Source organism: Candidatus Arsenophonus triatominarum (assembly GCF_001640365.1).
GTDB classification, from domain to species: domain Bacteria; phylum Pseudomonadota; class Gammaproteobacteria; order Enterobacterales; family Enterobacteriaceae; genus Arsenophonus; species Arsenophonus triatominarum.
This window is the reverse complement of record NZ_LWMI01000054.1, coordinates 1-22713: the sequence shown is the minus strand read 5'-3', so window position 1 is coordinate 22713 and position 22713 is coordinate 1. Positions and strand designations below refer to the sequence as shown.

General features: G+C 39.6%; 35 protein-coding genes and 1 pseudogene. 20 read left to right on the top strand and 16 right to left on the bottom strand.

The genetic code is table 11. The features are described from left to right. Positions 1-176: 176 nt before the first annotated feature. Genes AYJ55_RS36500 through AYJ55_RS21890 form a run of 6 tightly spaced genes read left to right on the top strand, consistent with a single transcriptional unit; the run spans position 177 to position 2724 of the window. Entirely contained in the window at positions 177-545 is a 369-nt protein-coding gene (locus AYJ55_RS36500) for a baseplate wedge 1 family protein (protein WP_425393836.1), read from the top strand. Continuing rightward, a complete protein-coding gene (locus tag AYJ55_RS34930; protein ID WP_425393837.1) occupies positions 490-624 on the top strand; it encodes a baseplate wedge 1 family protein in 135 nt (44 codons plus the stop codon). The genes AYJ55_RS36500 and AYJ55_RS34930 overlap by 56 nt, the downstream gene beginning before the upstream one ends. Further along, positions 621-881 carry a hypothetical protein gene (locus AYJ55_RS33980; protein WP_245677524.1) on the top strand — a complete coding sequence of 87 codons (261 nt, stop codon included), beginning with the start codon at positions 621-623 and terminating at the stop codon, positions 879-881. The genes AYJ55_RS34930 and AYJ55_RS33980 overlap by 4 nt, the downstream gene beginning before the upstream one ends. Then, positions 853-1032, top strand: a complete 180-nt coding sequence (locus AYJ55_RS21900) for a hypothetical protein (RefSeq protein WP_063657912.1) — start codon at positions 853-855, stop codon at positions 1030-1032. The genes AYJ55_RS33980 and AYJ55_RS21900 overlap by 29 nt, the downstream gene beginning before the upstream one ends. Beyond that, positions 1029-2156, top strand: coding sequence for a phage tail protein (locus tag AYJ55_RS30045; protein ID WP_162505816.1), 1128 nt, complete (start codon positions 1029-1031; stop codon positions 2154-2156). The genes AYJ55_RS21900 and AYJ55_RS30045 overlap by 4 nt, the downstream gene beginning before the upstream one ends. Before the next feature lie 10 nt (positions 2157-2166). Further along, positions 2167-2724: a tail fiber assembly protein gene (locus AYJ55_RS21890; protein ID WP_063657587.1), complete on the top strand. Its 558-nt coding sequence runs from the start codon at positions 2167-2169 to the stop codon at positions 2722-2724. A gap of 19 nt (positions 2725-2743) precedes the next feature. Here the strand turns inward: AYJ55_RS21890 and AYJ55_RS21885 are convergent, their stop codons facing one another. The 14 genes from AYJ55_RS21885 to AYJ55_RS21820 form a co-directional block, all read right to left on the bottom strand. Next, positions 2744-3118, bottom strand: a complete 375-nt coding sequence (locus tag AYJ55_RS21885; protein WP_063657588.1) for a ProQ/FINO family protein — start codon at positions 3116-3118, stop codon at positions 2744-2746. A gap of 194 nt (positions 3119-3312) precedes the next feature. Next, positions 3313-4350, bottom strand: a complete 1038-nt coding sequence (locus AYJ55_RS21880; protein ID WP_063657589.1) for an Rpn family recombination-promoting nuclease/putative transposase — start codon at positions 4348-4350, stop codon at positions 3313-3315. Positions 4351-4483: 133 nt separating this feature from the next. After that, complete coding sequence (locus AYJ55_RS21875) at positions 4484-5638, bottom strand: recombinase RecT (RefSeq protein WP_063657606.1); 1155 nt, start codon at positions 5636-5638, stop codon at positions 4484-4486. After that, positions 5635-6189 carry a PD-(D/E)XK nuclease-like domain-containing protein gene (locus AYJ55_RS21870; RefSeq protein ID WP_074168169.1) on the bottom strand — a complete coding sequence of 185 codons (555 nt, stop codon included), beginning with the start codon at positions 6187-6189 and terminating at the stop codon, positions 5635-5637. The genes AYJ55_RS21875 and AYJ55_RS21870 overlap by 4 nt, the downstream gene beginning before the upstream one ends. Before the next feature lie 15 nt (positions 6190-6204). Beyond that, positions 6205-7212: a hypothetical protein gene (locus AYJ55_RS21865; protein WP_063657910.1), complete on the bottom strand. Its 1008-nt coding sequence runs from the start codon at positions 7210-7212 to the stop codon at positions 6205-6207. A 208-nt stretch (positions 7213-7420) separates the two neighbouring features. Continuing rightward, positions 7421-7900, bottom strand: a complete 480-nt coding sequence (locus tag AYJ55_RS21860) for a replication/maintenance protein RepL (RefSeq protein WP_063657609.1) — start codon at positions 7898-7900, stop codon at positions 7421-7423. Positions 7901-8415: 515 nt separating this feature from the next. Beyond that, the gene (locus AYJ55_RS21855) at positions 8416-8607 is read right to left on the bottom strand and encodes a hypothetical protein (RefSeq protein WP_063657610.1); all 192 of its coding nucleotides are present in this window, start codon (positions 8605-8607) and stop codon (positions 8416-8418) included. Between the two features lie 203 nt (positions 8608-8810). Continuing rightward, positions 8811-9230, bottom strand: a complete 420-nt coding sequence (locus tag AYJ55_RS21850; protein ID WP_063657759.1) for a helix-turn-helix domain-containing protein — start codon at positions 9228-9230, stop codon at positions 8811-8813. 462 nt (positions 9231-9692) lie between these two features. Continuing rightward, the gene (locus AYJ55_RS21845; RefSeq protein ID WP_063657758.1) at positions 9693-9884 is read right to left on the bottom strand and encodes a hypothetical protein; all 192 of its coding nucleotides are present in this window, start codon (positions 9882-9884) and stop codon (positions 9693-9695) included. A 202-nt stretch (positions 9885-10086) separates the two neighbouring features. Beyond that, positions 10087-10566 carry a replication/maintenance protein RepL gene (locus AYJ55_RS21840; protein ID WP_063657702.1) on the bottom strand — a complete coding sequence of 160 codons (480 nt, stop codon included), beginning with the start codon at positions 10564-10566 and terminating at the stop codon, positions 10087-10089. A gap of 443 nt (positions 10567-11009) precedes the next feature. Next, a complete protein-coding gene (locus tag AYJ55_RS21835) occupies positions 11010-11201 on the bottom strand; it encodes a hypothetical protein (RefSeq protein WP_063657703.1) in 192 nt (63 codons plus the stop codon). Between the two features lie 281 nt (positions 11202-11482). Continuing rightward, positions 11483-11824 carry a hypothetical protein gene (locus tag AYJ55_RS21830; protein WP_063657810.1) on the bottom strand — a complete coding sequence of 114 codons (342 nt, stop codon included), beginning with the start codon at positions 11822-11824 and terminating at the stop codon, positions 11483-11485. A 2-nt stretch (positions 11825-11826) separates the two neighbouring features. Beyond that, positions 11827-12510, bottom strand: coding sequence for a ParA family protein (locus tag AYJ55_RS21825; protein ID WP_063657809.1), 684 nt, complete (start codon positions 12508-12510; stop codon positions 11827-11829). A gap of 91 nt (positions 12511-12601) precedes the next feature. Then, entirely contained in the window at positions 12602-13537 is a 936-nt protein-coding gene (locus tag AYJ55_RS21820; protein ID WP_063657908.1) for a replication initiator protein A, read from the bottom strand. Between the two features lie 435 nt (positions 13538-13972). Here AYJ55_RS21820 and AYJ55_RS34925 point away from each other — a divergent pair, with 435 nt between their 5' ends. From AYJ55_RS34925 to AYJ55_RS21810, 3 genes are all read left to right on the top strand, one after another. Then, complete coding sequence (locus tag AYJ55_RS34925) at positions 13973-14101, top strand: hypothetical protein (protein ID WP_281181210.1); 129 nt, start codon at positions 13973-13975, stop codon at positions 14099-14101. 342 nt (positions 14102-14443) lie between these two features. After that, positions 14444-14716 (top strand): HU family DNA-binding protein, encoded by a 273-nt coding sequence (locus tag AYJ55_RS21815; RefSeq protein ID WP_063657613.1) that lies wholly within the window; start codon positions 14444-14446, stop codon positions 14714-14716. Between the two features lie 3 nt (positions 14717-14719). Continuing rightward, positions 14720-14992 (top strand): hypothetical protein, encoded by a 273-nt coding sequence (locus AYJ55_RS21810; protein WP_063657725.1) that lies wholly within the window; start codon positions 14720-14722, stop codon positions 14990-14992. A gap of 152 nt (positions 14993-15144) precedes the next feature. On the opposite strand, the gene AYJ55_RS21805 is transcribed toward AYJ55_RS21810, so the two are convergent. After that, positions 15145-15465, bottom strand: a complete 321-nt coding sequence (locus AYJ55_RS21805; RefSeq protein ID WP_063657724.1) for a hypothetical protein — start codon at positions 15463-15465, stop codon at positions 15145-15147. A 26-nt stretch (positions 15466-15491) separates the two neighbouring features. Beyond that, positions 15492-16181, bottom strand: coding sequence for a ParA family protein (locus tag AYJ55_RS21800; RefSeq protein WP_281181203.1), 690 nt, complete (start codon positions 16179-16181; stop codon positions 15492-15494). Positions 16182-17138: 957 nt separating this feature from the next. Here AYJ55_RS21800 and AYJ55_RS21785 point away from each other — a divergent pair. The 11 genes and pseudogenes from AYJ55_RS21785 to AYJ55_RS21745 all read left to right on the top strand — a co-directional run bounded on the left by AYJ55_RS21785 (position 17139) and on the right by AYJ55_RS21745 (position 22513). Next, entirely contained in the window at positions 17139-17348 is a 210-nt protein-coding gene (locus AYJ55_RS21785; RefSeq protein WP_063657722.1) for a hypothetical protein, read from the top strand. A 389-nt stretch (positions 17349-17737) separates the two neighbouring features. Next, positions 17738-18016, top strand: coding sequence for a hypothetical protein (locus tag AYJ55_RS21780; protein WP_063657620.1), 279 nt, complete (start codon positions 17738-17740; stop codon positions 18014-18016). A 144-nt stretch (positions 18017-18160) separates the two neighbouring features. After that, positions 18161-19315 (top strand): hypothetical protein, encoded by a 1155-nt coding sequence (locus AYJ55_RS21775; RefSeq protein ID WP_187153333.1) that lies wholly within the window; start codon positions 18161-18163, stop codon positions 19313-19315. 105 nt (positions 19316-19420) lie between these two features. Continuing rightward, the gene (locus AYJ55_RS21770) at positions 19421-20056 is read left to right on the top strand and encodes an ATP-binding protein (protein ID WP_162505763.1); all 636 of its coding nucleotides are present in this window, start codon (positions 19421-19423) and stop codon (positions 20054-20056) included. 88 nt (positions 20057-20144) lie between these two features. Beyond that, positions 20145-20243 (top strand): phage holin family protein, encoded by a 99-nt coding sequence (locus AYJ55_RS33975; RefSeq protein ID WP_245677523.1) that lies wholly within the window; start codon positions 20145-20147, stop codon positions 20241-20243. Then, positions 20224-20382, top strand: a complete 159-nt coding sequence (locus AYJ55_RS27325) for an HP1 family phage holin (RefSeq protein WP_245677522.1) — start codon at positions 20224-20226, stop codon at positions 20380-20382. The genes AYJ55_RS33975 and AYJ55_RS27325 overlap by 20 nt, the downstream gene beginning before the upstream one ends. Continuing rightward, the gene (locus AYJ55_RS21765; RefSeq protein WP_063657599.1) at positions 20342-20827 is read left to right on the top strand and encodes a lysozyme; all 486 of its coding nucleotides are present in this window, start codon (positions 20342-20344) and stop codon (positions 20825-20827) included. Before AYJ55_RS27325 ends, AYJ55_RS21765 begins: the two co-directional genes overlap by 41 nt. A 105-nt stretch (positions 20828-20932) precedes the next feature. Further along, positions 20933-21240: pseudogene (locus AYJ55_RS33970) on the top strand (lysis protein). 170 nt (positions 21241-21410) lie between these two features. Next, positions 21411-21983 (top strand): hypothetical protein, encoded by a 573-nt coding sequence (locus tag AYJ55_RS21755; RefSeq protein ID WP_063657676.1) that lies wholly within the window; start codon positions 21411-21413, stop codon positions 21981-21983. Further along, entirely contained in the window at positions 21980-22177 is a 198-nt protein-coding gene (locus tag AYJ55_RS21750; protein WP_063657645.1) for a hypothetical protein, read from the top strand. Before AYJ55_RS21755 ends, AYJ55_RS21750 begins: the two co-directional genes overlap by 4 nt. 6 nt (positions 22178-22183) lie before the next feature. Continuing rightward, on the top strand, positions 22184-22513 hold the full coding sequence (locus tag AYJ55_RS21745; protein ID WP_063657904.1) for a hypothetical protein: 330 nt from the start codon (positions 22184-22186) through the stop codon (positions 22511-22513). Positions 22514-22713 lie beyond the last annotated feature (200 nt).

The window sequence follows — 22713 nt, the reverse complement described above, 5'->3', positions numbered from 1 at the left end:
GGGCAACCCTGAATGTGGGTAAATACTTACGCGCCGATTATTGCGAATTGAGCCTTATTCGCGTGAGTGTCGTATCAGTAATGATATCCAAGACGGCAAAAACTGGCTGTCTGCGTTAACACCAGGCGTGGCGCAAGTCCCGTTTTGCAAGCCGATAACATTCACGTGGAGTTAAAATGAGTTGGCAAAAAACGGTGCTAAACCAGTACAGTGCCAGCCAGAAATTGCTGTCTGTCATCGCAACATTCGAGCAGGCGGTGAGTCTGGAGGATTTTACTGACCGGTTTCTTGATGAAGTGTGGGATATCACCACCTGCAACCGCTTTGGTCTGGATATGTGGGGGAAATCGTCAACATTTCACGTTACATCACGGCGGAAGTCGATAACAGCGCGTTTGGGTTTGCGCAGGCAGACGAAGGAAAAGCGGATTATCCCACCCCGTTCAGTGATGCCCCTTATTACGCGGGGTGTGCAGGAAAACCAGAAAAATCCGGCTAGCGGACAACGCTTATCGAAGCCTGATACTCAGCAAGGCGTTTTCTAACATCAGTATTGCGACTATTCCTGAAATCAATCGCTTCTTACGTTTTCTGTTTAAGGAACGTGGCGAGGCGTTTGTGTGAATTATCGTGACATGACTATTGGTATTACCACCGCCTTTCCCCTAGAACCCTTTGAATTGTCAGTATTGAGAAACAGCGAGGTCACCCCGTTACCTTCTGGGGTACTGATGAATATCAATCAGGTCGTCGCCCCTACTTTGGCTTTGCCGAGGATGCCTATCCGTTTAATGAGGGGACGTTTTTTACGGCGGGACGTTAATCATCCAGTAGAATTTTTTGGAGTATTTTATGAAAAAAACAGACTTGCCCGCTCGTAAACCGGTGCCCTTTGGGGCGAATGGTTCACGGCGTGATTTAACGGCGAAAACGCCAACCGGCAGTAATCAGGCTTCTTATGATGCCGGTTTTCCCCCCATTACCATGACGATTAAAGCCGCAGGCGGCTTGCCCCTGATGGCCGTGACATGAATCAGGCACTTAACGAACTATACACCGGCTATCGTTGGCATAATGCGGGCGCGGGTTACCCTTTTGATGCCGATTTTGCCACGGCGATTGGTGGTTATCCGGCGGGGGCGAAAGTGCCCAATTCCACGAATGACGGTTTTTGGCTAAATACAATAGACGGGAATACGACCAATCCGGAAGTGTTGGATGCCTCCGCAACAGGGTGGGTACCCGTGAATAGTTACGGCATCACCAGTATAACCGGACTGGAAACCGGCACGATAACCTTGACTACCTTACAGGCCGCAAAAGAAGAACTGGTCTTCAGTGGCAATCTTATTGCTGATACCACCGTAATTTTCCCGCCATGGATAAGAAACTGGACTGTCACCAATCACTGTCAGGGGAATTTCACCCTGACCTGTAAACCCCTGTCAGGGACTGGTGTTGTACTGCCCAGTGGCAGAAATGTTATCCGTTGCGATGGTTCACAGATTATTTTTGCTATCCTCGTTGCGTCGCTCACTCAACACGGTCTCACACGGTTAAGTAGCGCCACTGACAGCAATGATGAAACGCTGGCCGCCACACCCAAAGCCGTCAAAGCCGCTTATGACTTGGCGAAAACCGTAAGTATTGACGGAATTTATCCGGTAGGGATTGTTGTCTGGTTTGCTCAAAATAAAAATCCCAATACCTTATTTCCAAATACAAAATGGCAATACATTGGTGAAAATAAAACCATTCGTTTAGCAAAAGCAGATGGTTCTAATGTATTCACTACCGGAGGCGCTGATGCTATTAAGCTGACAGAAGCCCAATTACCCGCTCACGGGCACACTTTTTCAGCAACAACCAGTAGCTATGATTATGGTACTAAAAATACGAATGCAACGGGTAATCATGCACATAATTTTGCAGGCGTTGTACGTGACCCATGGAATGCAAGAGGCGATGACGGTAATCCTAATCAATGGAAACCAAGGGCTCAAAATACATCACAAGCGGGGAACCACTCACATACTGTTACTATCGGTGCACACACCCATTCTGTTTCAGGTACAACGGGAAAGACGGGAAGTAGTAGCGAAATTAATATAACGAATGCTTTTATTACGCTAATGGGCTGGTACAGAATCAGTTAAGGAATCAAAAATGTTTAGAATTTTTAAAGCCTATACCTACACGAGTGATACACATGAGTTGCTGGGTCCTTGCGATGCTTACACGGATGAAACTCATGACATACTGCCTTTTCATACTGAGAAAAAACCAATTGACAAAAAGGAAGGTTTCGCTGTTGTTTTTAATGAACAAAATCAGGAATGGGAATATCAGGAAGATCATCGCGGTTTGGTTTTGTTTGATACGAAAAGCCGTCAATCTGTCACCCTTGAAAAATTAGGTAAGGTACCGGAATATTTAACATCATTAGCCCCTCAAAGCGAATATGATGTTTGGGATGGTGAAAAGTGGGTCAAGGATGCAGAAGCTGAAAAATTAGCAGAAAGACAAAAATTAGAAGGCATCAAACAACAAAAATTATATGATGCCACTCGTGAAATTGCACCCCTTCAAGATGCAGTCGATTTAGAAATGGCCACCGAAGACGAGAAAAAACGACTGATAGCCTGGAAAAAATATCGGGTTTTTGTGAACCGTACGGATGTTTCAACTGCACCCGATATTGACTGGCCGAAAAAACCGGATTGAGTAGCTTTCCAACGCCAAATCAGCATGACAGAAAAGAATTGGTTGATTTATTTCGCCGTGCTAAACGTTGCAAATTATCCTCAACATCCGCTTGGGTGACCTCGCCAACTATCTGACCGGATTTGTCATAACGAAATGCGCCTAACTGGATAAGTGCGCGATAATCGGCGTGATGACCAACACTACCCAAACAGGCTCTTAAACGCCTTCTCGCTATCGGTAAGCCCTTTTCCTTCACCTCTTGCCACATATCCTGCTGGATGCCAATTTTCATTGGGCACAGCTTGCCATCAGGGAAAAGATAAGGCCAAAACGTGCTAATTTGTGAAATTGCCTCATTTAACGGTAATCGCTTTTTAGACGGTGTGGGTGATTTAGGTGTTTTAACCTTCACTTCCTGTTTGGGTTTAACAACCGTCTGCTTGGGCTGCTGTTTTACGGCTTTCGAAGGATGAGGTTTTTTTTCTGTTTTTTTGACGCAGCCTTTACCCAGACCTTTTTACGGTAAGCAAGGTCACTTTTGTGATGTTCTTCCGATGAAAGCTTTCTAGGACGATTAAGGCTTAAATTTTGGCGTTCTGTCATGGTTTAATCTTTAAACAGGTTGCTCATTTCAGTATCATTTAAGCTCGTAAATTTCATCACCGATTGTCTATCCATGCCACTTTCGAGCATTTGGCGCGCTATCTTCATGGAAGCCTGTTTTTCGCCCTCAACTTTCCCTTGTTGCATACCTTGTTGTATGCCTTGTTGCATACCTTGTTGTATGCCTTGTTGCATACCTTGTTGTATGCCTTGTTGCATACCTTGTTGTATGCCTTGTTGTATGCCTTGTTGCATACCTTGTTGTATGCCTTGTTGTATGCCTTCTTCTCGTATACCTTGTGCAATATTCATCAATGCCCCCTCATGTTTCTCTGTCTGTCTGGCTATCTCTTTGATTAACTTTGCTGGTTGCTCAGCATTGCCTTCTTGGATTAGATAGTTAAACATAGTAATAACTTGATTATCAGTATAATAATTATACGACAACAGTTTAACAATACTATTCAGTAGCTCGGCCATATCCCGTCTTCGAATGTGTTTTTGGATAAGCTCCAATAACGCCATTCGCTTATGTTGCATAATCTCACCGTCATCAAGCGTGGTGACATCGACTAGCTTAAACGGTTTGGTGTATATCTTTTCGGCAATATCTCTGCCACTAAAGCAGTCTAGCCAGTCTGTACTATACGGATGAGGGCTTTTCTCACCGCAATAAAACAGGATGGGAAAAACCAGCGGCAACTCTTTATGACCAGCCTCTAAATGCTTTTGCATGGCAGCCATACTGTAGCGCATGAGTCGCCATGCCATGAGCTTGTCAGGGGTTGATTGGTGTTCAATCAGCAGATAGAGATAACCTTGTCCCTTTTCTGTTTTGACAGAATACAGGATATCACTCTGGTAGTTTTTCATCTCACTATCAACAAATGAGCCAGATTCCACTTTGAGGCTATCTAAGTCACACAGTGCCTTAATCTCATCCGGTAGCCAGATATCAAAGAAATCTTTAGCGGTCTCTTTTTCACTTAAAAACTGCTTAAATACCGCATCATGGGGCGTTGGGGTGAATTTTTTACTCATCGGATATCTTCAATAATTGCTCGCGTCAGATTGAATTATGGCAAACAAACCCGCTATATTAATCATTACATTTAAGACATCATAATCCAGCTTTAGCAATAACGCCCCTATTTACCTCAGGGGCATTTTTACTTTAATGACTCGGACTAAATCGGTAAGGACTCGGTTTTTCCAATACTGCGCCCACCTCTTTGGCTTTTTTCTCAGCCTCGAAAAATCCGTGGACTATTTCACCATCTCGAAATCGCCAAGCGTCACCCGTACCGTTTGCCAGTCTTGCCATCCAAACATTGCTATCTTTGTTGGTTGGAATTAACCGCTTTTTGCTAGTCTTAATCTTTTCACGAAGCTGTATTTTTTCGTCCTCAGACAACTCAGCGGACAACAGGGTACAATGCTCAACGATTTCAGCAAGGTTTTTTTCGTCGGTGGCATCGTCGAGGGCGATTAATACGGCGTCCAATTTTGGATTAGTTGCTGGTTGTACATCTGTCGCCGTTTCTTCTTTTTGACGTAGTTTTTCGTTTCGCTCACGGATAATATCCCTCATCGATAGCCGTTTAAACGAAGTAGGAGCCATTCTGAGCGGTTTTTCTGTTGAATTTGCATCTTCGTATACCCCAAACATCGAAAATAGTTCAGAGGCGCAAGGAAGCCGTCTAGCGAGGCGATGAATCACTGTCTTGAGTGCCATTCTGTCGAACCACTTCACCCAAGGGCTTGTGTAGTCTTTTGCGCTTTTCACTGTATCGCGTATCTTTTCCACGTCAGCGCGACTCATCACTTCAACAACCAGTTCACCGCTATTGAGTTTGGCGAAGGCATAGACTTTTACTACCTCATCACCATCAAAAAACGCTGGACGGTGGGTTAAATGCTCGCCGTTTTCATCAATCACATATTCAAACTCATCTTGTGAATAGACAACCTTTGCAATGATATTGGCTACCTGACCGGATTGACGGGCACGTTTCATAACACCGTCCACCATCGGCATGTAGACGGCTTTTTTCACAAATTGATTATTGACTTTGGTACTACGGACAATCAGAGCAGCTTCTCGTCCGTCAGGCATAAGTCCGTCTTTGGCGCAACGGGTTAAGGCCAGCACCAGTGATTGCTTATCGGCTTTTTGCAAATCCGCATTTTCAATCAATGCGGTTGCGGCGGTTCGGGTGAACTGCTCAGGCGTAACCTGAGCAGGTAACAGGGCTGCTATGCCTTGCTGCGTAATGACCGATTGCAAATTGGCATAGACGTTGTTCATGGTTTCCAGTCCGGTATTCATGCTACACCCTCTTCCATCATCAAAGCTTCTCTGCGTTTTCTATCCGCCTGTTTTGCCCAGAAAGGACGGGATATTTTGACTATTGGGTAGGTTTCTATGACGCTTTCTAGCATATCAATCACACGATTTACTTCGTATACGCCCTGCTCGCTATCTTCGTCGTCGGGTTCACAAAGTTTCACAGGAAAACGCCCATAAGCTGGGTTTTTGCCAATTGCACAGAAAGTGAAAGCTATCGCTTGACCAAATACCTGATTAGCAATCAGACGGTAAAATTCCGCTTGTATGTGATAACCAAACTCATCAACAGATTTCCCAAAACCTTGAAAATTGTCAGTCGTTTTCACATCCAACAAGAAAGGCTTATCTGAATAGATTCCCAACAAATCAGGACGAATTTTCAATAGCGTCCCCTTTTCCGTGCGATAGAAAATTGAAACCTCTGGTTCGCCGTTTTCGAGTAGCTCTTCAACCATTGGGTAAGCCAGCGCAGAATCACGCATCAATTGGATTGCCTCAAATTCCTCCTTTTTTAAAACAACCCTTGCCAATGTTAGATTTTTTTCTCAAAATCGGATAGCGTTTTTTTTGCCATCCTTTGTACGCAAATCCAGCTCAGGTGCAGAAACATATCTTAGCGGAAATTTCTCCGGCTCAAGAATAGCCGTATGTACCGCATCACCAATCAAAAACGCTCTTGTTTTTCCTTCCTGAACGGGTGCGTCCTTGTCCCAATCCAGCACAGCTATTGTCTCTGCCTTTTGCACCAACCTAATTTGCGTACTCGAATAACCGTTTGCCGCGTGATAGGTGCTATTTGACAAACGGCGAACAATCAAGTTCTCTGTGGGTTTCAACGCATCCACACAGCCGTTCAACATCTCAAGCGTGATATTTTCACCGCTCATGATTTTTCCGTTAACGGGAGGAAAAGCAGAGAAGATAGAGTTGTCGTCTATGTTTGTGACTTTTGAGTTAATTAATTGTTGCCCTTCTGTGTAATTATTAACCAATTCTTCAGGTACTATATTCGCCTCGCTTTTTTCCGCTTCTCCCACGTTTTCCACAGACATAACGACAGATTTAGTGGATAACTCATTATTTTTTCCACACTCAAAAAGATGAATCGCTATTTCCTTGATTTCGCTTAAAGAGATAGTTTTGTCTGCTTCCTGTATTTTCACAGACAACAATTCACGAAGATTGGTATATTGCTCAAAAATCTCTGGCTCTTCTGATGGATTGGCCAACAAATCCTCCGCATCGCGAATCTCGCCTTCGTCGTATTCTTCCTGAACCCCAAATATCGTGAGTAAAGCGCAAAACTGGTCTATGCCCTGTTTTTCGATAATATCCGTCTGTTTTTCGGTATTAGCGAGATACTCTTCAACGCTAATTTCTTCCAATCTGGGCGATTTGTAAAAACAGCAGTTTGCGCCGTCAGTCTCAAAGATATATTGAGAGGCCAATTTCTTGGCAGCTATTTTCGTCTCAGAGGAAAGATAGATGAAATTTGTTGTCTTACCCTTCTCGTGGTCAACGTTAGTGATGATGGTTGCTTTGAAGTATTTCATGCCGCACCCCCAACTCGCTGGAGAATTCGGGCACGCTGACGACGGGTTAAATTGCGTGAGGTTCGAACGAATAACTCGATGATTTGATTTTGCGCTTCAATTACGCGCACGCGGAAGGTAGACTTTTTCATTAGCCTTACTCCTACTTAACCTAGGTTTAGGGTTAGCTGGCTACGGGAACTTAGACCTTCCTGTAGTCAGTGTTAATTTAAATTGAATCTTTTAAGTTTGATGCTAAAATTCTTTTTCCTTCTGGAGTATAAGTAACTTTTAATTCAAGATATTTTTCTCTTAATTTACGTACATCTCCCCATGCCCCTTTTGCAAACAAAGTGGGATTAAGTACATAAATACCTGTATCTATTCGCTGCATAATATCTTTTTGTATAAGACAAGTTATTGAGTTTGAAATAGATTGCTCTTTTACATTAATTAATGATGCAATCATTCTTTTAACAGCAGCGTTCAAAATAATTTGACCGTCATAATTCATTTTTCTAACAAATTGATAAAGTATTTTAGATGTGCTCTTTGGAAGATCATTTATACGAACTAAATCGTCTAGATATAGTTTTACATACGGAGGTTCTTCTGGAAGACGAACCGTATTGATAGATTCAAGACGTTTTATCTCTCCAGTTTCTGTATCAACTATACTTTTTTCGCTTCTAAATACAGTTTTAGACAACCCTTTACTCTCCAAAAACTCATTTTATTACTCAAATTTAAGTAATAAAATAATAAATGTCAAGTATAATATTACTTTTTTTTGAGTAAAGATAATATGATAATTCAAGTAAAATAAGTAATAGTTCTACTTAATATAAGTAATACATTTACTTTATATGATTAACACTTTTACTTGATATAAAGAATACTTATACTCAAATAGAGTAAAATAAAATTAATTAACTATATGATATTTAATATTAAATACCAAAATTGCTCTTATCTTATATTATAATTGTGTTTTTTTCCGTACGATGCAGACAACTCAATAGCTACAAACTAACTTCCGCTTCCTCGTCGCCGCTGTTCGGTGCTCGCAAGCTAAACTTAGAAAGAAAATTAATAAATAATCCAAAAAATCCTTAAAATTAAAACACCCACCGCTCGCCACAGCCAAGTGACCGAGCAACGCGAGCGAACGGGCGAGGAAGCGGAAGATAACCGGAAATTAAAGCGAACACAGTCACGCGAAAATCACAAAATACTAATTTCTTCCAATCTGGGCGATTTGTGAAAACAGCAATTTGCGCCGTCAGTCTCAAAGATATGTTGAGAAGCCAATTTCTTGGCAGCTATTTTCATCTCAGAGGAAAGATAGATGAAATTTGTTGTCTTACCCTTCTCGTGGTCAACGTTAGTGATGATGGTTGCTTTGAAGTATTTCATGCCGCATCCCCAACTCGCTGGAGAATTCGGGCACGCTGACGACGGGTTAAATTGCGTGAGGTTCGAGCGAATAACTCTATTATTTGATTCGGTGCTTCACAGACAAGCACACGGAAGGTAGACTTTTTCATTAGCCTTACTCCTATTCATACTAGGTTTAGGGTTAGCTGGTAGTAAGAGGGGAAAACTCTTGCTATCAGCGATTACTCATCAATATTTATTGATTGAAGCATTTCTTTTGTAATTTTTTCATTTTCACTTTTTGAAAGTAAAATGGGTCCCTCAAATTTGCAATACGCTTTATTTGTTCTCCACGACTTCCATACGACATGTGGATTGAGTATATAAACATTTGTTTGACCAGATTTTAGAACATTAACAAAACCATCATTTTTCAAAACACTTATAGCTCTAGATACTGTAGCTCTACTTTTTTTTGTTACTTCCTCTAAAACTTTAGAGGAGCAAACTACAGCGTTTTTTCTGTTCATAAACTGACTTAAAAATAAAAAAATTTCGGCGGCAACTGGGTTACTCTGAACCAACGCCCTAACAGCATTAATGTTAGACTCCGCAAGCTGTATAAAAGGCGGATTTTTTCGCTCAGCTAGTATTTGCGACATATGCGAATCACCTGTGAAGAAATCTATTAATTTATGATACACCATGTTTCATAAATTACAAGCAATAATCACGATATTATTTTTATACCTCATGGTATGATGCATAACTGTCTCACCACATGATACATATGAATAAAAAAATCATTTAAAAACAACATAGTAAAATTACCCGTTTCTTATGTCTTTCACCACGGAGTTTCAGGCTTACTTTATATTTCAAGATGATCTTCCGCTTCCTCGTCGACGGTGTTCGGTGCTCGCAAGCTGCGCTCCGCCTCAACGTCTCCTGCGGTGAGCGGACTGAGTTAAGGAAAAACCGGATTTTCTTTAAAAAAAAACCAAAAAATCTTTTTAAAATTTAACGCCCACCGCTCGCCACAGCCAAGTGACCGAGCAACGCGAGCGAACGGGCGAGGAAGCGGAAGATAACCGGAAATTAAAGGGAACACAGTCACGCGAAAATCACAAAATACTAATTTCTTCCAATCTGGGCGATTTGTAAAAACAGCAGTTTGCGCCGTCAGTCTCAAAGATATATTGAGAGGCCAATTTCTTGGCAGCTATTTTCGTCTCAGAGGAAAGATAGATGAAATTTGTTGTCTTACCCTTCTCGTGGTCAACGTTAGTGATGATGGTTGCTTTGAAGTATTTCATGCCGCACCCCCAACTTTATTGAGAATTAGTGCACGCTGACGACGGGTTAAATTGCGTGAGGTTCGAGCGAATAACTCGATGATTTGATTTTGCGCTTCAATTACGCGCACACGGAAGGTACTATTTCTCATAGTCCGACTCCTAATCATTCTAGGGTTTGGATTAGCTGGTTATTGGAGATAGCAACTCCTATAATCAGCGATTATTTACTTTCAGGATTAACTATTGGGGAATTTTCTTTTTTTCTTGTTTTCTCTTCTTTTGTTTTTATATATTCATAACAAATACCCATTCTATTGGAATGACTTCCCTTAAATAAAATATCTGGATTAATTCTGTATGCACCTGCATTTATTCTTTGTAAAAAAGGGGGTGATCCTTCGGCGAGAAGGCGAATTGTTCTACTCACAGTCTGATAGCTTATTCCGCTCATCTCTGCAATTTTGCGTTGTGTCATTACAAGCTGATTTTCTTTATTAAGATTTTCTATAATCCAAAAAGCTAATTTTAATTTTTGGTTAACTATTTCATCAAACGAATGGATTAAATGTTGTAGCCAAACTTTATGAAAATTAAAATCACGATCTTCAACTAAATTCATTTGCATTGGAATCTCTTCACCTGTATCACGATCAACCAATGTTTTATGACCTATTAATTTTACGCGTTTACTAGTTTTCATTTGATACCATAATATGAGTTTATTTGATATGATTAACTTATATCAAAAAATACATTAAGTCAACAAAAGATAAATAAAAATATGATTAATCATATCAAGTTTTATCAGAAATCATATCAAGTTTTATCAGAAATCATATCAATATAAACAACTCAAGGTATTGATAAATAAATAAAAATAATGATTATTTGAAAATTTATTCTTAATCTGTGTTTTAAAGGAAGTTCAAGGCTACTCCTTAGCTTTAATTAAACACCGCTTCCTCATCGACACTGTTCGGTGCTCGCAAGCTAAACTTAGAAAGAAAATTAAAAAATAATCCAAAAAATCCTTAAAATTAAAACACCCACCGCTCGCCACAGCCAAGTGACCGAGCAACGCGAGCGAACGGGCGAGGAAGCGGAAGATAACCGGAAATTAAAGGGAACACAGTCACGCGAAAATCACAAAATACTAATTTCTTCCAATCTGGGCGATTTGTAAAAACAGCAGTTTGCGCCGTCAGTCTCAAAGATATGTTGAGAGGCCAATTTCTTGGCAGCTATTTTCGTTTCAGACGCAAGATAGATGAAATTTGTTGTCTTACCCTTCTCGTGGTCAACGTTAGTGATGATAGTTGCTTTGAAGTATTTCATGCCGCACCCCCAACTCGCTGGAGAATTCGGGCACGTTGCCGATTGGTGAGATATTTTGATGTGTGAGCAAAGCTCAAAAGCTGCTCGATTGATATGTTGCACGCTTTCATTATGCGTGCAATATGCGTACTATTTCGCATAGTCTGACTCCTATCTTCGGTAGGTTTTGGATTAGCTGACTGGCAGGATTAACGCTCCTTTCAGTCAGCGCATAAATTTTTTAGTTGATTTTTTACTTTCAAATAGACTGAACAGCTGTTAAATCAACTTTCACAACATATTTAATCTATTTTACCTGTATTATCAATAGTTTCTTTCTCAAGTGCTGCTAGCGCTTGATCAAAAAGATCACCAAGAACACGAATCCCTCGCTTTTCCGCCAAATCATAAAATCGCTGAAAGCTACTTTCTTTTACTTTTATATTCAACTGTCTTTTTTTTTCACCTGAATTAAATCTTGCACGCTTTTGTAGCTTTGGTTCTTGAGGTTCACGTGAAGGAAATCCATTATCTATAGATATTTTTTCTATATCATCGTTATTTGCTTTAGGATTTGGCACTGTCTTAGGTTTAAACTTATTTAAATTTGCAAACGCATCAACTCGCTTTGTTAAGTCCGGCATTTCTAGCCCTCCGGCGATAATTTTGAAATTAATTCTGCTGCAAATGCATCGGCATTCTCGATGGCTTTATCTATTCCTGGCGCTTCAGACGAATTTAATTTATCTAAAGGCTTTTGGAAAAAAAACATTGAACGAAAAGCTTCTCTTTCAGTTAATACTGTATCAAAAACTGGAATTCCTTTATCAGACAAACTTTTTCTAAGACTTGCCATATTTCGTGTTTGATACGCAGGCGGTGTACGTGTTAACAGTATTGAAAAAGGAAGTATGTAATTTTTAACATGTCTTCTAACAGCCTGCTCTTGATCTTTTACTAAGGTTATCGCTCTACCAGCCTGTTCAGCATCAAGCAGTGATCCTTGCATTGGAATAATAACGAAATCTGCTTCCTGAAGTGCATGAATCACAATTTTAGCTGCAGTACCTTCAAGATCAACGATCACAATAGGGTCTATAGCTGCTGCCTCGCGAATATTTAAAGCTATATTATTTTCTGTAATATTAGAAATTACATGAACATTTTCAGGACAATAACCACCTGTAGCCCATTTTTGGATGGGATAATTGGGGTCAGCATCGATAATAGAAACACCAACTCCTCTTTTAGCAAGTTGTGTCGCAAATATAAGTGAAGATGTAGTTTTTCCAACACCTCCTTTAGGACTTATGAAGGCATAAGTAGGCATAAGATAACTCCAGATAACCACAAGTATCAATTAATATAATTAATTATCAAATTATATCATAAGATATCTTTAGTTATCAATTAAAATAAAACTACTTTTTCAGTAGATTTTTTTTGATTTTATGGACTTCCCGTTTACCTTTTTCTCTCTTACGTGAAGCTTCTGCTTGTGGAGTATTTTGATTGCGATTTTTGAATGTAACTTTGTCTGTCGTCGGATCAAACAGAATTTCATAATCAGGAAGATCATTAGATATAGAAAGTTTTTTTATTTCAGATCTAAAATATTTTAATGCAGTTGAACTACCTGTTTTTTTTAAAAGGTTCTCTAAAAAAATTGTAAATTCATGTTGACTACCACAGTGCTTACGAGCAATTTCATATAATCGTCTATCGATAGCTTTCCGTATACGAAAATAATCAGGACTAATTTGTAACACCTTAGTTTTAGTAATAGCCTGATAAAGCCAGTCTGGTAAAGTCACTTCAACCATACCGATATCAAGTTTTCCTTTTTTTTCTTCTAAAATTCTCCAACTGTCAATTAATCCAAAGCCAATACTTTCTTGTTTGTCTTCCGAATAAACAATATTAGTAGTAATACGAGTACCCGAAAGCCTGTCCAATGCTTTTTCTAATTCTTTATAAGATTTACCCCCTTTATCTCTGTTAGTCGTTACAAAAAAATCATACGGGGTAAAGATGATAATACGGCTAATAGGTTTACCGTTATTAATTGCCTCTTGTAATTTCGATATGGCATAAATCCAAATATCTTTATCAAAAATTGTGGCTAATCCAATTTCAGCAGCTGGCCTAACCGTGACAATCACGTTGCCATTTTTATATTCCCTGACTTTGGTATCGCCACCTTTTAGGGCAAAAAAAGGGTGTTCCATACTTGCCATTTCATCGCGAAAAGTTGAAACATCAACCTCATCGGCAATAAAAAACTCTAATTGTTTATGTTTACTAGGACGCAATGTATTCAAGTTGTATTTTCTCTTTTTCTTTGTAAGATCAGTCATAGCCTCTCTCCTACGTCATTAGGATTGTTGGTTAGAACTCACTAAGTGATACAAGCACTCAGTGAGTTCATTTTTTCGGGATTTACCGACCCATCATTCGGGATTTACCGACCCATCATTCGGGATTTACCGACCAACTATCGGGATTTACCGACTAAAAATCAAATAAAAAATTAAATAACCTGAGTTCGGGATAAGGAATTTAATTTTTTTATTATATATTCAAATAATTAATTAAAAAATTTTACATAAAATATGTGCTTGATTTTGATTTTTTTCATGATTTTAGAAGAGAGAATAGGTTGTTTTTTAACCCACCATTACTAAAAATCTTTACTTTTTTTATCATTTCATTAATTTTAAAAGGTTTTTATTGATAAATGAGCTATTTTTATTTTCTCATAACTACCGCTTATCCCGAACTCAGGTTAAATAATGCTGTGGATAACATACATCAACTATCGGGATTTACCGACCAACTATCGGGATTTACCGACCAACTATCGGGATTTACCGACCAACTATCGGGATTTACCGACCTTAAGTAAAAAAAAACAAAGATAAACCAATAAGTTATTGCCCATTTCTTTTCTTTTAACTCTTTTAACTTATACATAACTAAATATAACTACGCGCGCGCAAGGTTTTTCTGTGGATAACTTTTTCTTGCAACAAATCCTTCAACCGAAAAATATGTTAATACTGAGTGACCCTATTTCTTTGTTACTAATAATGATATTCCGCTTCCTCGTCTGCTCACTCGCTACGCTCGGACGCAGACTTGCGGCGAGCGTAGAAGCTTTAATTAAAAAGATTTTTTTGAATTAATTAACTTTGAAATATTGCACTCTCTGATTATCACGGCTAGCATCACAAAATTAACGTATCCATTAATTCAGGCACAACATGAACAAAACAGAACTCATCAGTAAAGTTGCAGCGAAATCAGGTTTGAGCAAGAAAGACGCAGAGAAGTCGATTAACGCTTTCATAGAATCTGTGACAGAATCTTTGAAATCCGGCAATGACGTACAACTCATTGGCTTTGGTAGTTTTCAGGTTAAGCAACGAGCAGCTAGGGAAGGACGAAACCCAAAAACAGGCGAACCACTTAAAATTGCTGCTGCAAATGTACCGAGTTTTAAAGCAGGTCAAAATCTCAAAGATGCGGTGAAGTAATTCATGACCTATGACGCAAGTTCAATTCATATTCTGTGTGAAGATGAAATCAAACAGTTTGATTGGCATTGGGCAGAGGAATTAGCCCATGAGCACACTTTGCCGCTGGATTGGGTCAAGCGAGGTTTTGAAGCCTCAAGACGATTAGGCATTGAACCCGATTTTTTCGTCAGAAAATATATCCTCAATCAAGACCTACCCAAAAATGACGAATTCGAGCAAGTCTTCATTGAAGTGCTAAAGGAAGACAGAAAGAAGAGTCAGAACACCATCTAAAACGTCCTGTAATCAATTATGAGAGATTTTCTCGATAAAAACGTAAATTCGTACGTCTAAAAATTTATCGTCGCCCACAATGCGTTATAGCAACTTTTGAGTTTTCAGGTTTCAGAAATAGAAAAAGCCAACCCCGAAAGTTGGTTAAAATTTTATTTTTGCAATTCACGTTGCAGAGCAGCTAATGCTCGTTTAAGAGTTTCACCTAATGGTTGATCTATATAATCAGCAATACGATATAACTCATTTTTAGTATCTATATCCCCCTTAATATTGATTTGAACATTACGTCCTGTTTTGAAACGCCTTTTAGCACGATCAATGTGGTTAGGAAAAGGTATTGAATTTCGTCCTACAAAACCATGTTGGTTTGCCAACTTCTCGATTTCTAGATTATTTTGTCTTTTTTTTTGTTCATCGATAGTTTTAGGTTCGAACTTTTTTAAGTTTTCTAGTGGATCTACTCGACTCATTATATAACCTTACACTATTGTTTAGTTTATTGATTATGTGTGTTTATTTTTGCTATTAATTCCCGAGTGAAAGATTCTGCGTTATTAATTGCTTTATCAACATTAGAGACATCATTGTGTGAAAGTGATTCAAGTGTTTGACGATATGAAAACATAGCTTTAAACGCTGCTCTTTCATTCAATTCTGTTTCAAAAAATGGAATATCTTCAGCCTCGAAACTCTTTCGGATATGCCTGGTATCTCTACTCTGAATTGCAGCAGACGTGCGTGTGAATAAAACAGCATAAGGCAATTTGTAATCAGGTTTATGTTTCTGGATTCCACGTTCATGTGCCCTTATCAACGCAAAAGCTCGACTTGCCTGTTCTGCATCAAGTTGTGAGCCTTGTGTTGGTACAACAATAAAGTCGGATTCTGCAATAGCGTATGCAACGATGGTCGACGCTGTGCCTTCTAGATCAACAATTACAAATGGTGTCTTTGTTGCTGCTGCTTCTATCGTTTCCCCAATGGTTTTATCTGTTACATCTGAGATGATAGTCATATTTTTAGGAGCATTTCCTCCTGACGCCCATGATTTTATAGGGTGATTTGGGTCAGCATCGATAACAGTAACTGTTACTCTGCTAGCAATTTGTGTAGCTAATATTAGAGATGAAGTACTTTTTCCTGCCCCCCCCCTTTTGGGGAAACAAAAGTAATAACTGGCATGTATAGATCCTCGAATAGTTTACTAAAACCAGAGATCATCTTTGAATTTGTTATGGTATCCATATGAATTCTTTTAGGAGTTCTAGATGAATTCTTTTAGGAATTCTAAGTAAGTTATTCTAATTACCATACATTTTTTGACAGCGTGTCAACTTCATAAACACCCAATAAGTCACTCCAGCCATCAGAATAGAATTCAACGAGGGGATGCCGAAGTTGAAGAATACGCCGACAAGTGTGCCAGCAATACAAGCAAAAATAGCAGACCAGCCAATTAAAGGAGTATCTGAATCAGAAGGTAATATCCGTTTTTCTCTAGTTTCGTCTAGAATTTTCCTGCTCGTTTTCAAAATCTAGTAATCAACCAGCATGACACCAGTTATTGGTGGGAAAATAATGCCAAGTATGGAAAGGAAATCTACAAAGTGGTTTAAGATGCCCATCATCGATAGCGCAGTGCCCCGTGATGAAATCAAGACCGGCATGAAGTATTATGGCCGGCACACTTCCTACGCCACTTTCTATGGTGGGCTGGATGGGGGAGCCGAAAGGCTCGCCGTTCACTTTGTCCGGTAGTACTAACCCCATTCAGTCTGCCACCCGATCTCAATTCCAAATCTGGCGCCTAGATTTTTGTTTCTCTTGTTTGGATGAGGGAATGCTGATGTACGAGTACGTTTTAGATATTACAAATAAAAATAACCGGATTTTTATAATGAAAAACCCCGAGAAAAGGGGCTTTTGCAAACAGATTTCATAGGCCAGTTGGCCAACACTAGGGAACTACAATAATAACTATATTTGTTTTTTTATTTTTCTGATTTCCAGACACGAGTTGGAAATCAAGTAAACACCCAAAGGGAATATGTAGCAACAACGGAGCATATTCCCTTTTTTATAAACAATAAGAATTGTTCTGATATTTCTAGTTCTTTTCGCTCGAAAACAAGGGGAATTTATCATGATTCAAGCTAACAAATACAGAACAACCTTTCGGCGGTTACAAGCAGGTATGTCCGTTTTTCACAACGACGAAACCTTGAAAATCGTGAAATTGAAAAAGCGAGAATTCACCGAAAAAGGGCTGATTTACCACTTTGATGTTGAAGGTGGAAATGGAAGTTTGATAGGCGAAAGCGGAGCAAAAATATACGCAACAAAAAATTGCTAAATTATCGCTGAAAAATTCAATCATCCAACCTTAAAAAATACGATTATTTTTTAATCGTAACTTATTGATTTTGATCAGTTTATTTTTTATTTAAGTTATTGAATTTGATCAACTATTTGACAAATTTAATTTTAGACTTACAATTGTAAAATCTATTTTTAGCTGTCTTTTGCACAGCATTTGCTCTTTATACAATTTGGGGTTTTCCTCTCTGCGAGTCGCAGAGGACAGAATGCCGTTTTTGTGTGTTCTGTTTTGGTGTTTTTTATTCAATAACACGGTTATCCACATTCATTCGATTTGTGGAAATCGTATTTAACTCTTCGTTTTTACGGGGTTGTTATCATCTGAAATTCAGAAACATCAAAATATAGCGCTCAGGAGGGAAAATGCCCCAAGAAATTATTTTTAAAGAAAGTAAGAGTAATGCAAAAATCAGGCGAGAAATCAGGAAAATTGAATTTCTTGCCAAGAAAGACGCTGAACGTGAATTTAATCAAGAACTCAAAAAAGCGTTTTGGCGACACGAAAATCCACGCCAGCAATTACAGAATTTTCAACGACAGATTGTGGTTTATGCCAATCTGTTTATGAATTACCGCAAAAAACAACAAAAACAAAAAATCATCGAACAAAGAGCGCGCATTGACGCCTATTTTTATAATTAAAAATTATTTTTCTTCAAATCTACTTTAACCCCCCCAGGGAAATCACACGTTTTTTCATATGATGATTTTCTCATTTTTATATGAAATCGTTCTCAAAAATTCAATAACGGGAGTGATTGAGTGAAAAGTGCCGCTACATTACGATTGATAGGTAATCCACATGCGTATTATCCAAATTTAGCCAAACCTCTTGGTGGATTAACCGCAGCAATTCTTTTTTCCCAAATATTTTACTGGCAGGACAAAGCTAATTCTGAATTAGGAGTTTACAAAACTCGAGATGATCTTGAAGAAGAAACCGGATTGACACATGACGAACAACGAACAGCAATAAAAAAATTAGTCGCAATTGGAGTTTTACTCGTTACAGAAAAACGGCTTGAACATAAAACATATTACAAAATTGATGAAGGTAAGCTTAATGAAATTCTGGATAATTTCGCCAACTCAAAAAAGGGAGTTTCGCGAGATGGAGAAAATGGAGCTCCCGAAGTAGACATTGTCGAGTTCGGGGAATCGACATTATCGAGTTCGTTTGATCAAGAGATTACTACAAAGATTACAGAAATATATAAACCATCCCTAACCCTTCCTTCTCAAAATTTTGACTTGAAGCTAATTTTGGCGGATTCGCTGCGTGGTGAATTTCAGGAGTTTGTCGACAAGTCTGCCGATGAGCTACATCGAGCCGTTGAGCAAAAAATTATCGGACTTGGTTTCGAGTGCAACAGGGAGTTTCGAGTACAGGAACGGGGTGATTGTCGTTCTGGCAGAGTTGATTTGCTGGTGAGTGACAAGCACGGCAACCAATGTGGCATTGAAATCGACGCAAGCTCTCCCAGAGAAAAATCTTTCGCTAAACTAGCCTGTCTGAAATCAGGGATAATCTTACTGCGGAAATCTTCCACAGCAGAAGACTATCTGCAAGATGGTGTTTTGGTAGTTGCGGGAGGTATTTCGCTACCCAAAACTAAGATCATCACGAAAAAATCTGAACTGAATTTGTCCCTGTTTGAGCAGAAACCCAGTGAATCAGTTTGGGATGATTATCTTCAACACCGCAAAAACAAAAAAGCGCCACTGACACAAACCGCCCTGAACCGACTGGCGACAGCAGTCAACGAAGCCAATGAACTAGGATATTCCACCGATAACGTGCTGGCTGAATGCATGCTTAGAAACTGGCAAGGCTTTGAGGTTTCGTGGATTGAGCAAAAAAAATATCAGCGAAATAGTCTCATCAACGAGATCACAACACGCCCAAGTAATCCCGAAGGTTTTGTGGTGATTAACGGTTAATCTGTTTTTTGCGAAAAAACTATGAATATTATTCAACGATTGCAAAAAATCATGCCGCCCAATATCAAGCCAATTGCCTGTAGCTGGGAAGAACATTTGGCAAGAATGCAAAAAATATCCGAAGAAGCCAGTTTGCAAGACGCTATTTTTCGCAAGCAACGCCGGATAGAAAACTTGTTTGGGCGCTCGGGTATCGCCCCGTTGCATGCACATTGCCGATTTGAAAATTATCGCGTTTTCAACGCCGGTCAGAAAAATGCGTTGAACCAATCCGTCGCCTTTGCAAAGAATTTTGGAGTGGGATTTGGCGGATTTGTTTTTAGCGGTGGATGCGGAACAGGCAAAAATCATCTTGCAGCAGCGATAGGGCATTATCTCATGAGCAAAGGGCGATCCGTATTGTGTATTACCATTGCGGATTTGATGATGCGTTTTCGAGCAACCTACGAAAAAAATACGACATTGACAGAACAACAATTGCTAGATGAACTTTGCAAAGTTGATTTGTTGATCTTGGACGAAATCGGTATTCAGTATCAGCATAGCGAGAATACGAAGATTATTGTAAATCAGATGGTTGATAAGCGGACTTCACACAAAAAACCGCTTGGCATGCTCACGAACTTGAACAGTGAACAAATTCGGCAATTTTTGGGCGATAGAGTCATCGATAGAATGATGATGAGCAATGGGCTTTGGTTAAATTTCAATTGGTCAAGCTACCGCCGTAAAATTCAATAACGAAAAAAAGTTTTAAATCACTGAGTTTCACTACTCAAATCCAATCAATTCAAAGCAATGGAACCCTCAACAACGAGGGTATATGCGCATGTCTGAAAAATACTCAACACCTGCCGCCTATCTGTGGGGCATCATGACCACCCTCGGGGGAGTCATGACAACGATTTTTGATTTTTTTTACCCTTGAGCAGTGGGTAGCTGTGATGGGTATTGTCTGCACGATAGGGACATTTTTTATCAACGTGTACTACCGCAAAAAGGAGTACAGACTCAAGGAACGTCAGTATGAAGATACCGAAAAAAATATTGATGGCAACGGGCGGTAGTGCGTTGTTTTTAGCCTCAACGATGATAACGCATTTTGAAGGATTAAAATTTAAACCTTACTTCGATGGAGGTGGTGTACTCTCTGTTTGTTATGGTCATACAGGCAAGGATATTGTGCGTAACCGGATGTACACGCAAGAAGACTGCGATAAGTGGCTTAATGACGATTTAAAAGCCGTTAAACGTTATGTTGACCCGTTGATTAAGGTCAATATCAACACGCTAACACAGGCAGCCCTTTACTCATTTGCTTATAACGTGGGCGTGGGTAATTTTGCCAAATCGACCTTGCTCAAAAAGCTCAACAACAATGACCGAAAAGGGGCATGTGATGAGATGAAGCGGTGGGTTTATGTGAAAGGCGAAGTCTGGAAAGGGCTAATTACCCGTCGGGAAATTGAGAGCGTAATATGTTATGGCGACCTTACTCATTTATCGGAGTGATTATTGCAGGTTAATTCTCTCACTTATTTTTATCAACTCCCGTTATCAAACCATCAGGCAAACTACCAAACATTAAAACAGCAATATCGCGCACAAATTGAAGCCGTGAAATTACAGCAGCAAAAGATTGATTCTTTGCACCAACTCGATATTCAACACACGGAGAAATTAAATAATGCCAAAGCTGAAATTGCTAAGCTCAATGATGCTGTTCGTGCTGGCACTAAGCAGTTGCACGTCAATGCCGTGTGTCCAATACCCAAAACCGCTACCACCCAGAGCCGACATAATGAAGCCACCCCACAACTTAGTAAGCAGCTCGAGAAGATTATTTCCGTCTCAGAGCGATGATAGCTGAGAACGAAAAGCAGACGGAATATCTACAGCAGTACATCAAAACACAGTGTCACTGAATCGGTCATTGGCACGTTCAAATCTTAACAATCTCAGCGCCACGCACGCGCATCAATAAAACACAGAACCTTATAGAAAGTCGAGCCTGAAGAACGCCGTTTAAAATGGTGCTTTTCTGTGGGCGGCTGTTCTGTGCGCGCAGGTTCGATTTTCTATAAGGAAAAGTACGATGAAATTAGTAACAACTAAAAATGACAATTTTTTAGTAACAGAAATGCCAACAATGACCAGTCTGGAAATGGTGGACTATATTAATGCGGAGCGGAAATCAAAAGCGGAAGCAGAGAGATTAACGTTTCCTTGCAAAAAATATCGCAAGTTACAGCACAATAATTTTATGGCAAAAGTACCCAAAGTTCTTGGAGAAACATCTGCTAAATTTTTAGCTGATGATATTTTCACCACTGGAAACGGTGCCCAGTCTATTCGAAAAATTTACCGATTTCCAAAACGTGAAGCCTGTCTAATGGCAATGAGTTACAGCTATGAGTTACAGGCTAAAATCTATGACTACATGACGGAGTTGGAAGAAAATAAAGGATTAGCTTTTACTATTGAGCAATTACAAAATATTGTTGCTACAGCCAGAAAAGAGTCTGATAAAGACTCTTCGGATGCTGGTCGTCGATTACGTAAGCGTCAAGATGATTTACCCATTCTTAAAAAAGCTGAAAAAACAGTAATGGAGTTATCTCAAATCCCCCTTGATTTAATTGGTGGAAGCATGAGGTTAGAAGGATGACTCCTGAGCAATTCATCGAAGCCAATGTTAAGGCCGAGTTAATCAAGCTGGGCTTTTCTACCTCTGTCGCCAGCTTAGCCACCCGTGAAGCCATCCGCTATTATCGCAAACAGCCAGCTAGTAGAAGAGGCAAGATGATAGAAGATTGTCTTAATCAAGCAAAAATTGTGGCCAGGTTAACAACAAAGCGATAATCGCAAATGAGTTCAATTAAACAAGTCAAAACTCGCCATGATAGCGAGGGTTTTCGTGTGCATTACGAAAATCCAGCAGGACGATTTCATAAAAGCTTTAAAACGCGGGAAGCTGCTTGCCATTTTCTTTTTCTGAGCGAATCTGAGCGATTTTTGGCGATGATGGCAAAAGAAAAAGAGCAATGCCGAGATTGGCATCTTCGCAAGTTGATTCAGTTTTATGTGGGGAAAAAGGTCTTTCAGTGTGAAACGGGGCATTTACGGCAAAGTTCGCTCGATACGATTAAACATGCCTTGTTTTCGATTTACGAAACGTGCAAGCAAAAATGGCGTTGAATATTCGCCCGAGTGAATTTAACGGTTTTTACCGGAAAATACGCTTAAACATCTGCATTCTGCCCTATTTGCTGCTGAACAGCAATGCGAAATGTTGTGTGTCAGTCCAATTCCAAAATTGAAAAGAAAAGGGGAAAAGCCTATTTTCATTCCGGCGTTTGAGAATGTGGATAGGATGATTGAAGAAGCGCCCGTCAGAG

Coding starts and splice junctions, on each gene's coding strand:
- AYJ55_RS36500 (WP_425393836.1), top strand. CDS start 177: ATGAGTTGGCAAAAAACGGTGCTAAACCAGTACAGTGCCAGCCAGAAA.
- AYJ55_RS21900 (WP_063657912.1), top strand. CDS start 853: ATGAAAAAAACAGACTTGCCCGCTCGTAAACCGGTGCCCTTTGGGGCG.
- AYJ55_RS30045 (WP_162505816.1), top strand. CDS start 1,029: ATGAATCAGGCACTTAACGAACTATACACCGGCTATCGTTGGCATAAT.
- AYJ55_RS21890 (WP_063657587.1), top strand. CDS start 2,167: ATGTTTAGAATTTTTAAAGCCTATACCTACACGAGTGATACACATGAG.
- AYJ55_RS21880 (WP_063657589.1), bottom strand. CDS start 4,350: ATGAGTAAAAAATTCACCCCAACGCCCCATGATGCGGTATTTAAGCAG.
- AYJ55_RS21875 (WP_063657606.1), bottom strand. CDS start 5,638: ATGAATACCGGACTGGAAACCATGAACAACGTCTATGCCAATTTGCAA.
- AYJ55_RS21865 (WP_063657910.1), bottom strand. CDS start 7,212: ATGAAATACTTCAAAGCAACCATCATCACTAACGTTGACCACGAGAAG.
- AYJ55_RS21855 (WP_063657610.1), bottom strand. CDS start 8,607: ATGAAATACTTCAAAGCAACCATCATCACTAACGTTGACCACGAGAAG.
- AYJ55_RS21850 (WP_063657759.1), bottom strand. CDS start 9,230: ATGTCGCAAATACTAGCTGAGCGAAAAAATCCGCCTTTTATACAGCTT.
- AYJ55_RS21845 (WP_063657758.1), bottom strand. CDS start 9,884: ATGAAATACTTCAAAGCAACCATCATCACTAACGTTGACCACGAGAAG.
- AYJ55_RS21840 (WP_063657702.1), bottom strand. CDS start 10,566: ATGAAAACTAGTAAACGCGTAAAATTAATAGGTCATAAAACATTGGTT.
- AYJ55_RS21835 (WP_063657703.1), bottom strand. CDS start 11,201: ATGAAATACTTCAAAGCAACTATCATCACTAACGTTGACCACGAGAAG.
- AYJ55_RS21830 (WP_063657810.1), bottom strand. CDS start 11,824: ATGCCGGACTTAACAAAGCGAGTTGATGCGTTTGCAAATTTAAATAAG.
- AYJ55_RS21825 (WP_063657809.1), bottom strand. CDS start 12,510: ATGCCTACTTATGCCTTCATAAGTCCTAAAGGAGGTGTTGGAAAAACT.
- AYJ55_RS21820 (WP_063657908.1), bottom strand. CDS start 13,537: ATGACTGATCTTACAAAGAAAAAGAGAAAATACAACTTGAATACATTG.
- AYJ55_RS34925 (WP_281181210.1), top strand. CDS start 13,973: ATGCTGTGGATAACATACATCAACTATCGGGATTTACCGACCAACTAT.
- AYJ55_RS21815 (WP_063657613.1), top strand. CDS start 14,444: ATGAACAAAACAGAACTCATCAGTAAAGTTGCAGCGAAATCAGGTTTG.
- AYJ55_RS21810 (WP_063657725.1), top strand. CDS start 14,720: ATGACCTATGACGCAAGTTCAATTCATATTCTGTGTGAAGATGAAATC.
- AYJ55_RS21805 (WP_063657724.1), bottom strand. CDS start 15,465: ATGAGTCGAGTAGATCCACTAGAAAACTTAAAAAAGTTCGAACCTAAA.
- AYJ55_RS21785 (WP_063657722.1), top strand. CDS start 17,139: ATGATTCAAGCTAACAAATACAGAACAACCTTTCGGCGGTTACAAGCA.
- AYJ55_RS21780 (WP_063657620.1), top strand. CDS start 17,738: ATGCCCCAAGAAATTATTTTTAAAGAAAGTAAGAGTAATGCAAAAATC.
- AYJ55_RS21770 (WP_162505763.1), top strand. CDS start 19,421: ATGCAAAAAATATCCGAAGAAGCCAGTTTGCAAGACGCTATTTTTCGC.
- AYJ55_RS33975 (WP_245677523.1), top strand. CDS start 20,145: ATGTCTGAAAAATACTCAACACCTGCCGCCTATCTGTGGGGCATCATG.
- AYJ55_RS21765 (WP_063657599.1), top strand. CDS start 20,342: ATGAAGATACCGAAAAAAATATTGATGGCAACGGGCGGTAGTGCGTTG.
- AYJ55_RS21755 (WP_063657676.1), top strand. CDS start 21,411: ATGAAATTAGTAACAACTAAAAATGACAATTTTTTAGTAACAGAAATG.
- AYJ55_RS21750 (WP_063657645.1), top strand. CDS start 21,980: ATGACTCCTGAGCAATTCATCGAAGCCAATGTTAAGGCCGAGTTAATC.
- AYJ55_RS21745 (WP_063657904.1), top strand. CDS start 22,184: ATGAGTTCAATTAAACAAGTCAAAACTCGCCATGATAGCGAGGGTTTT.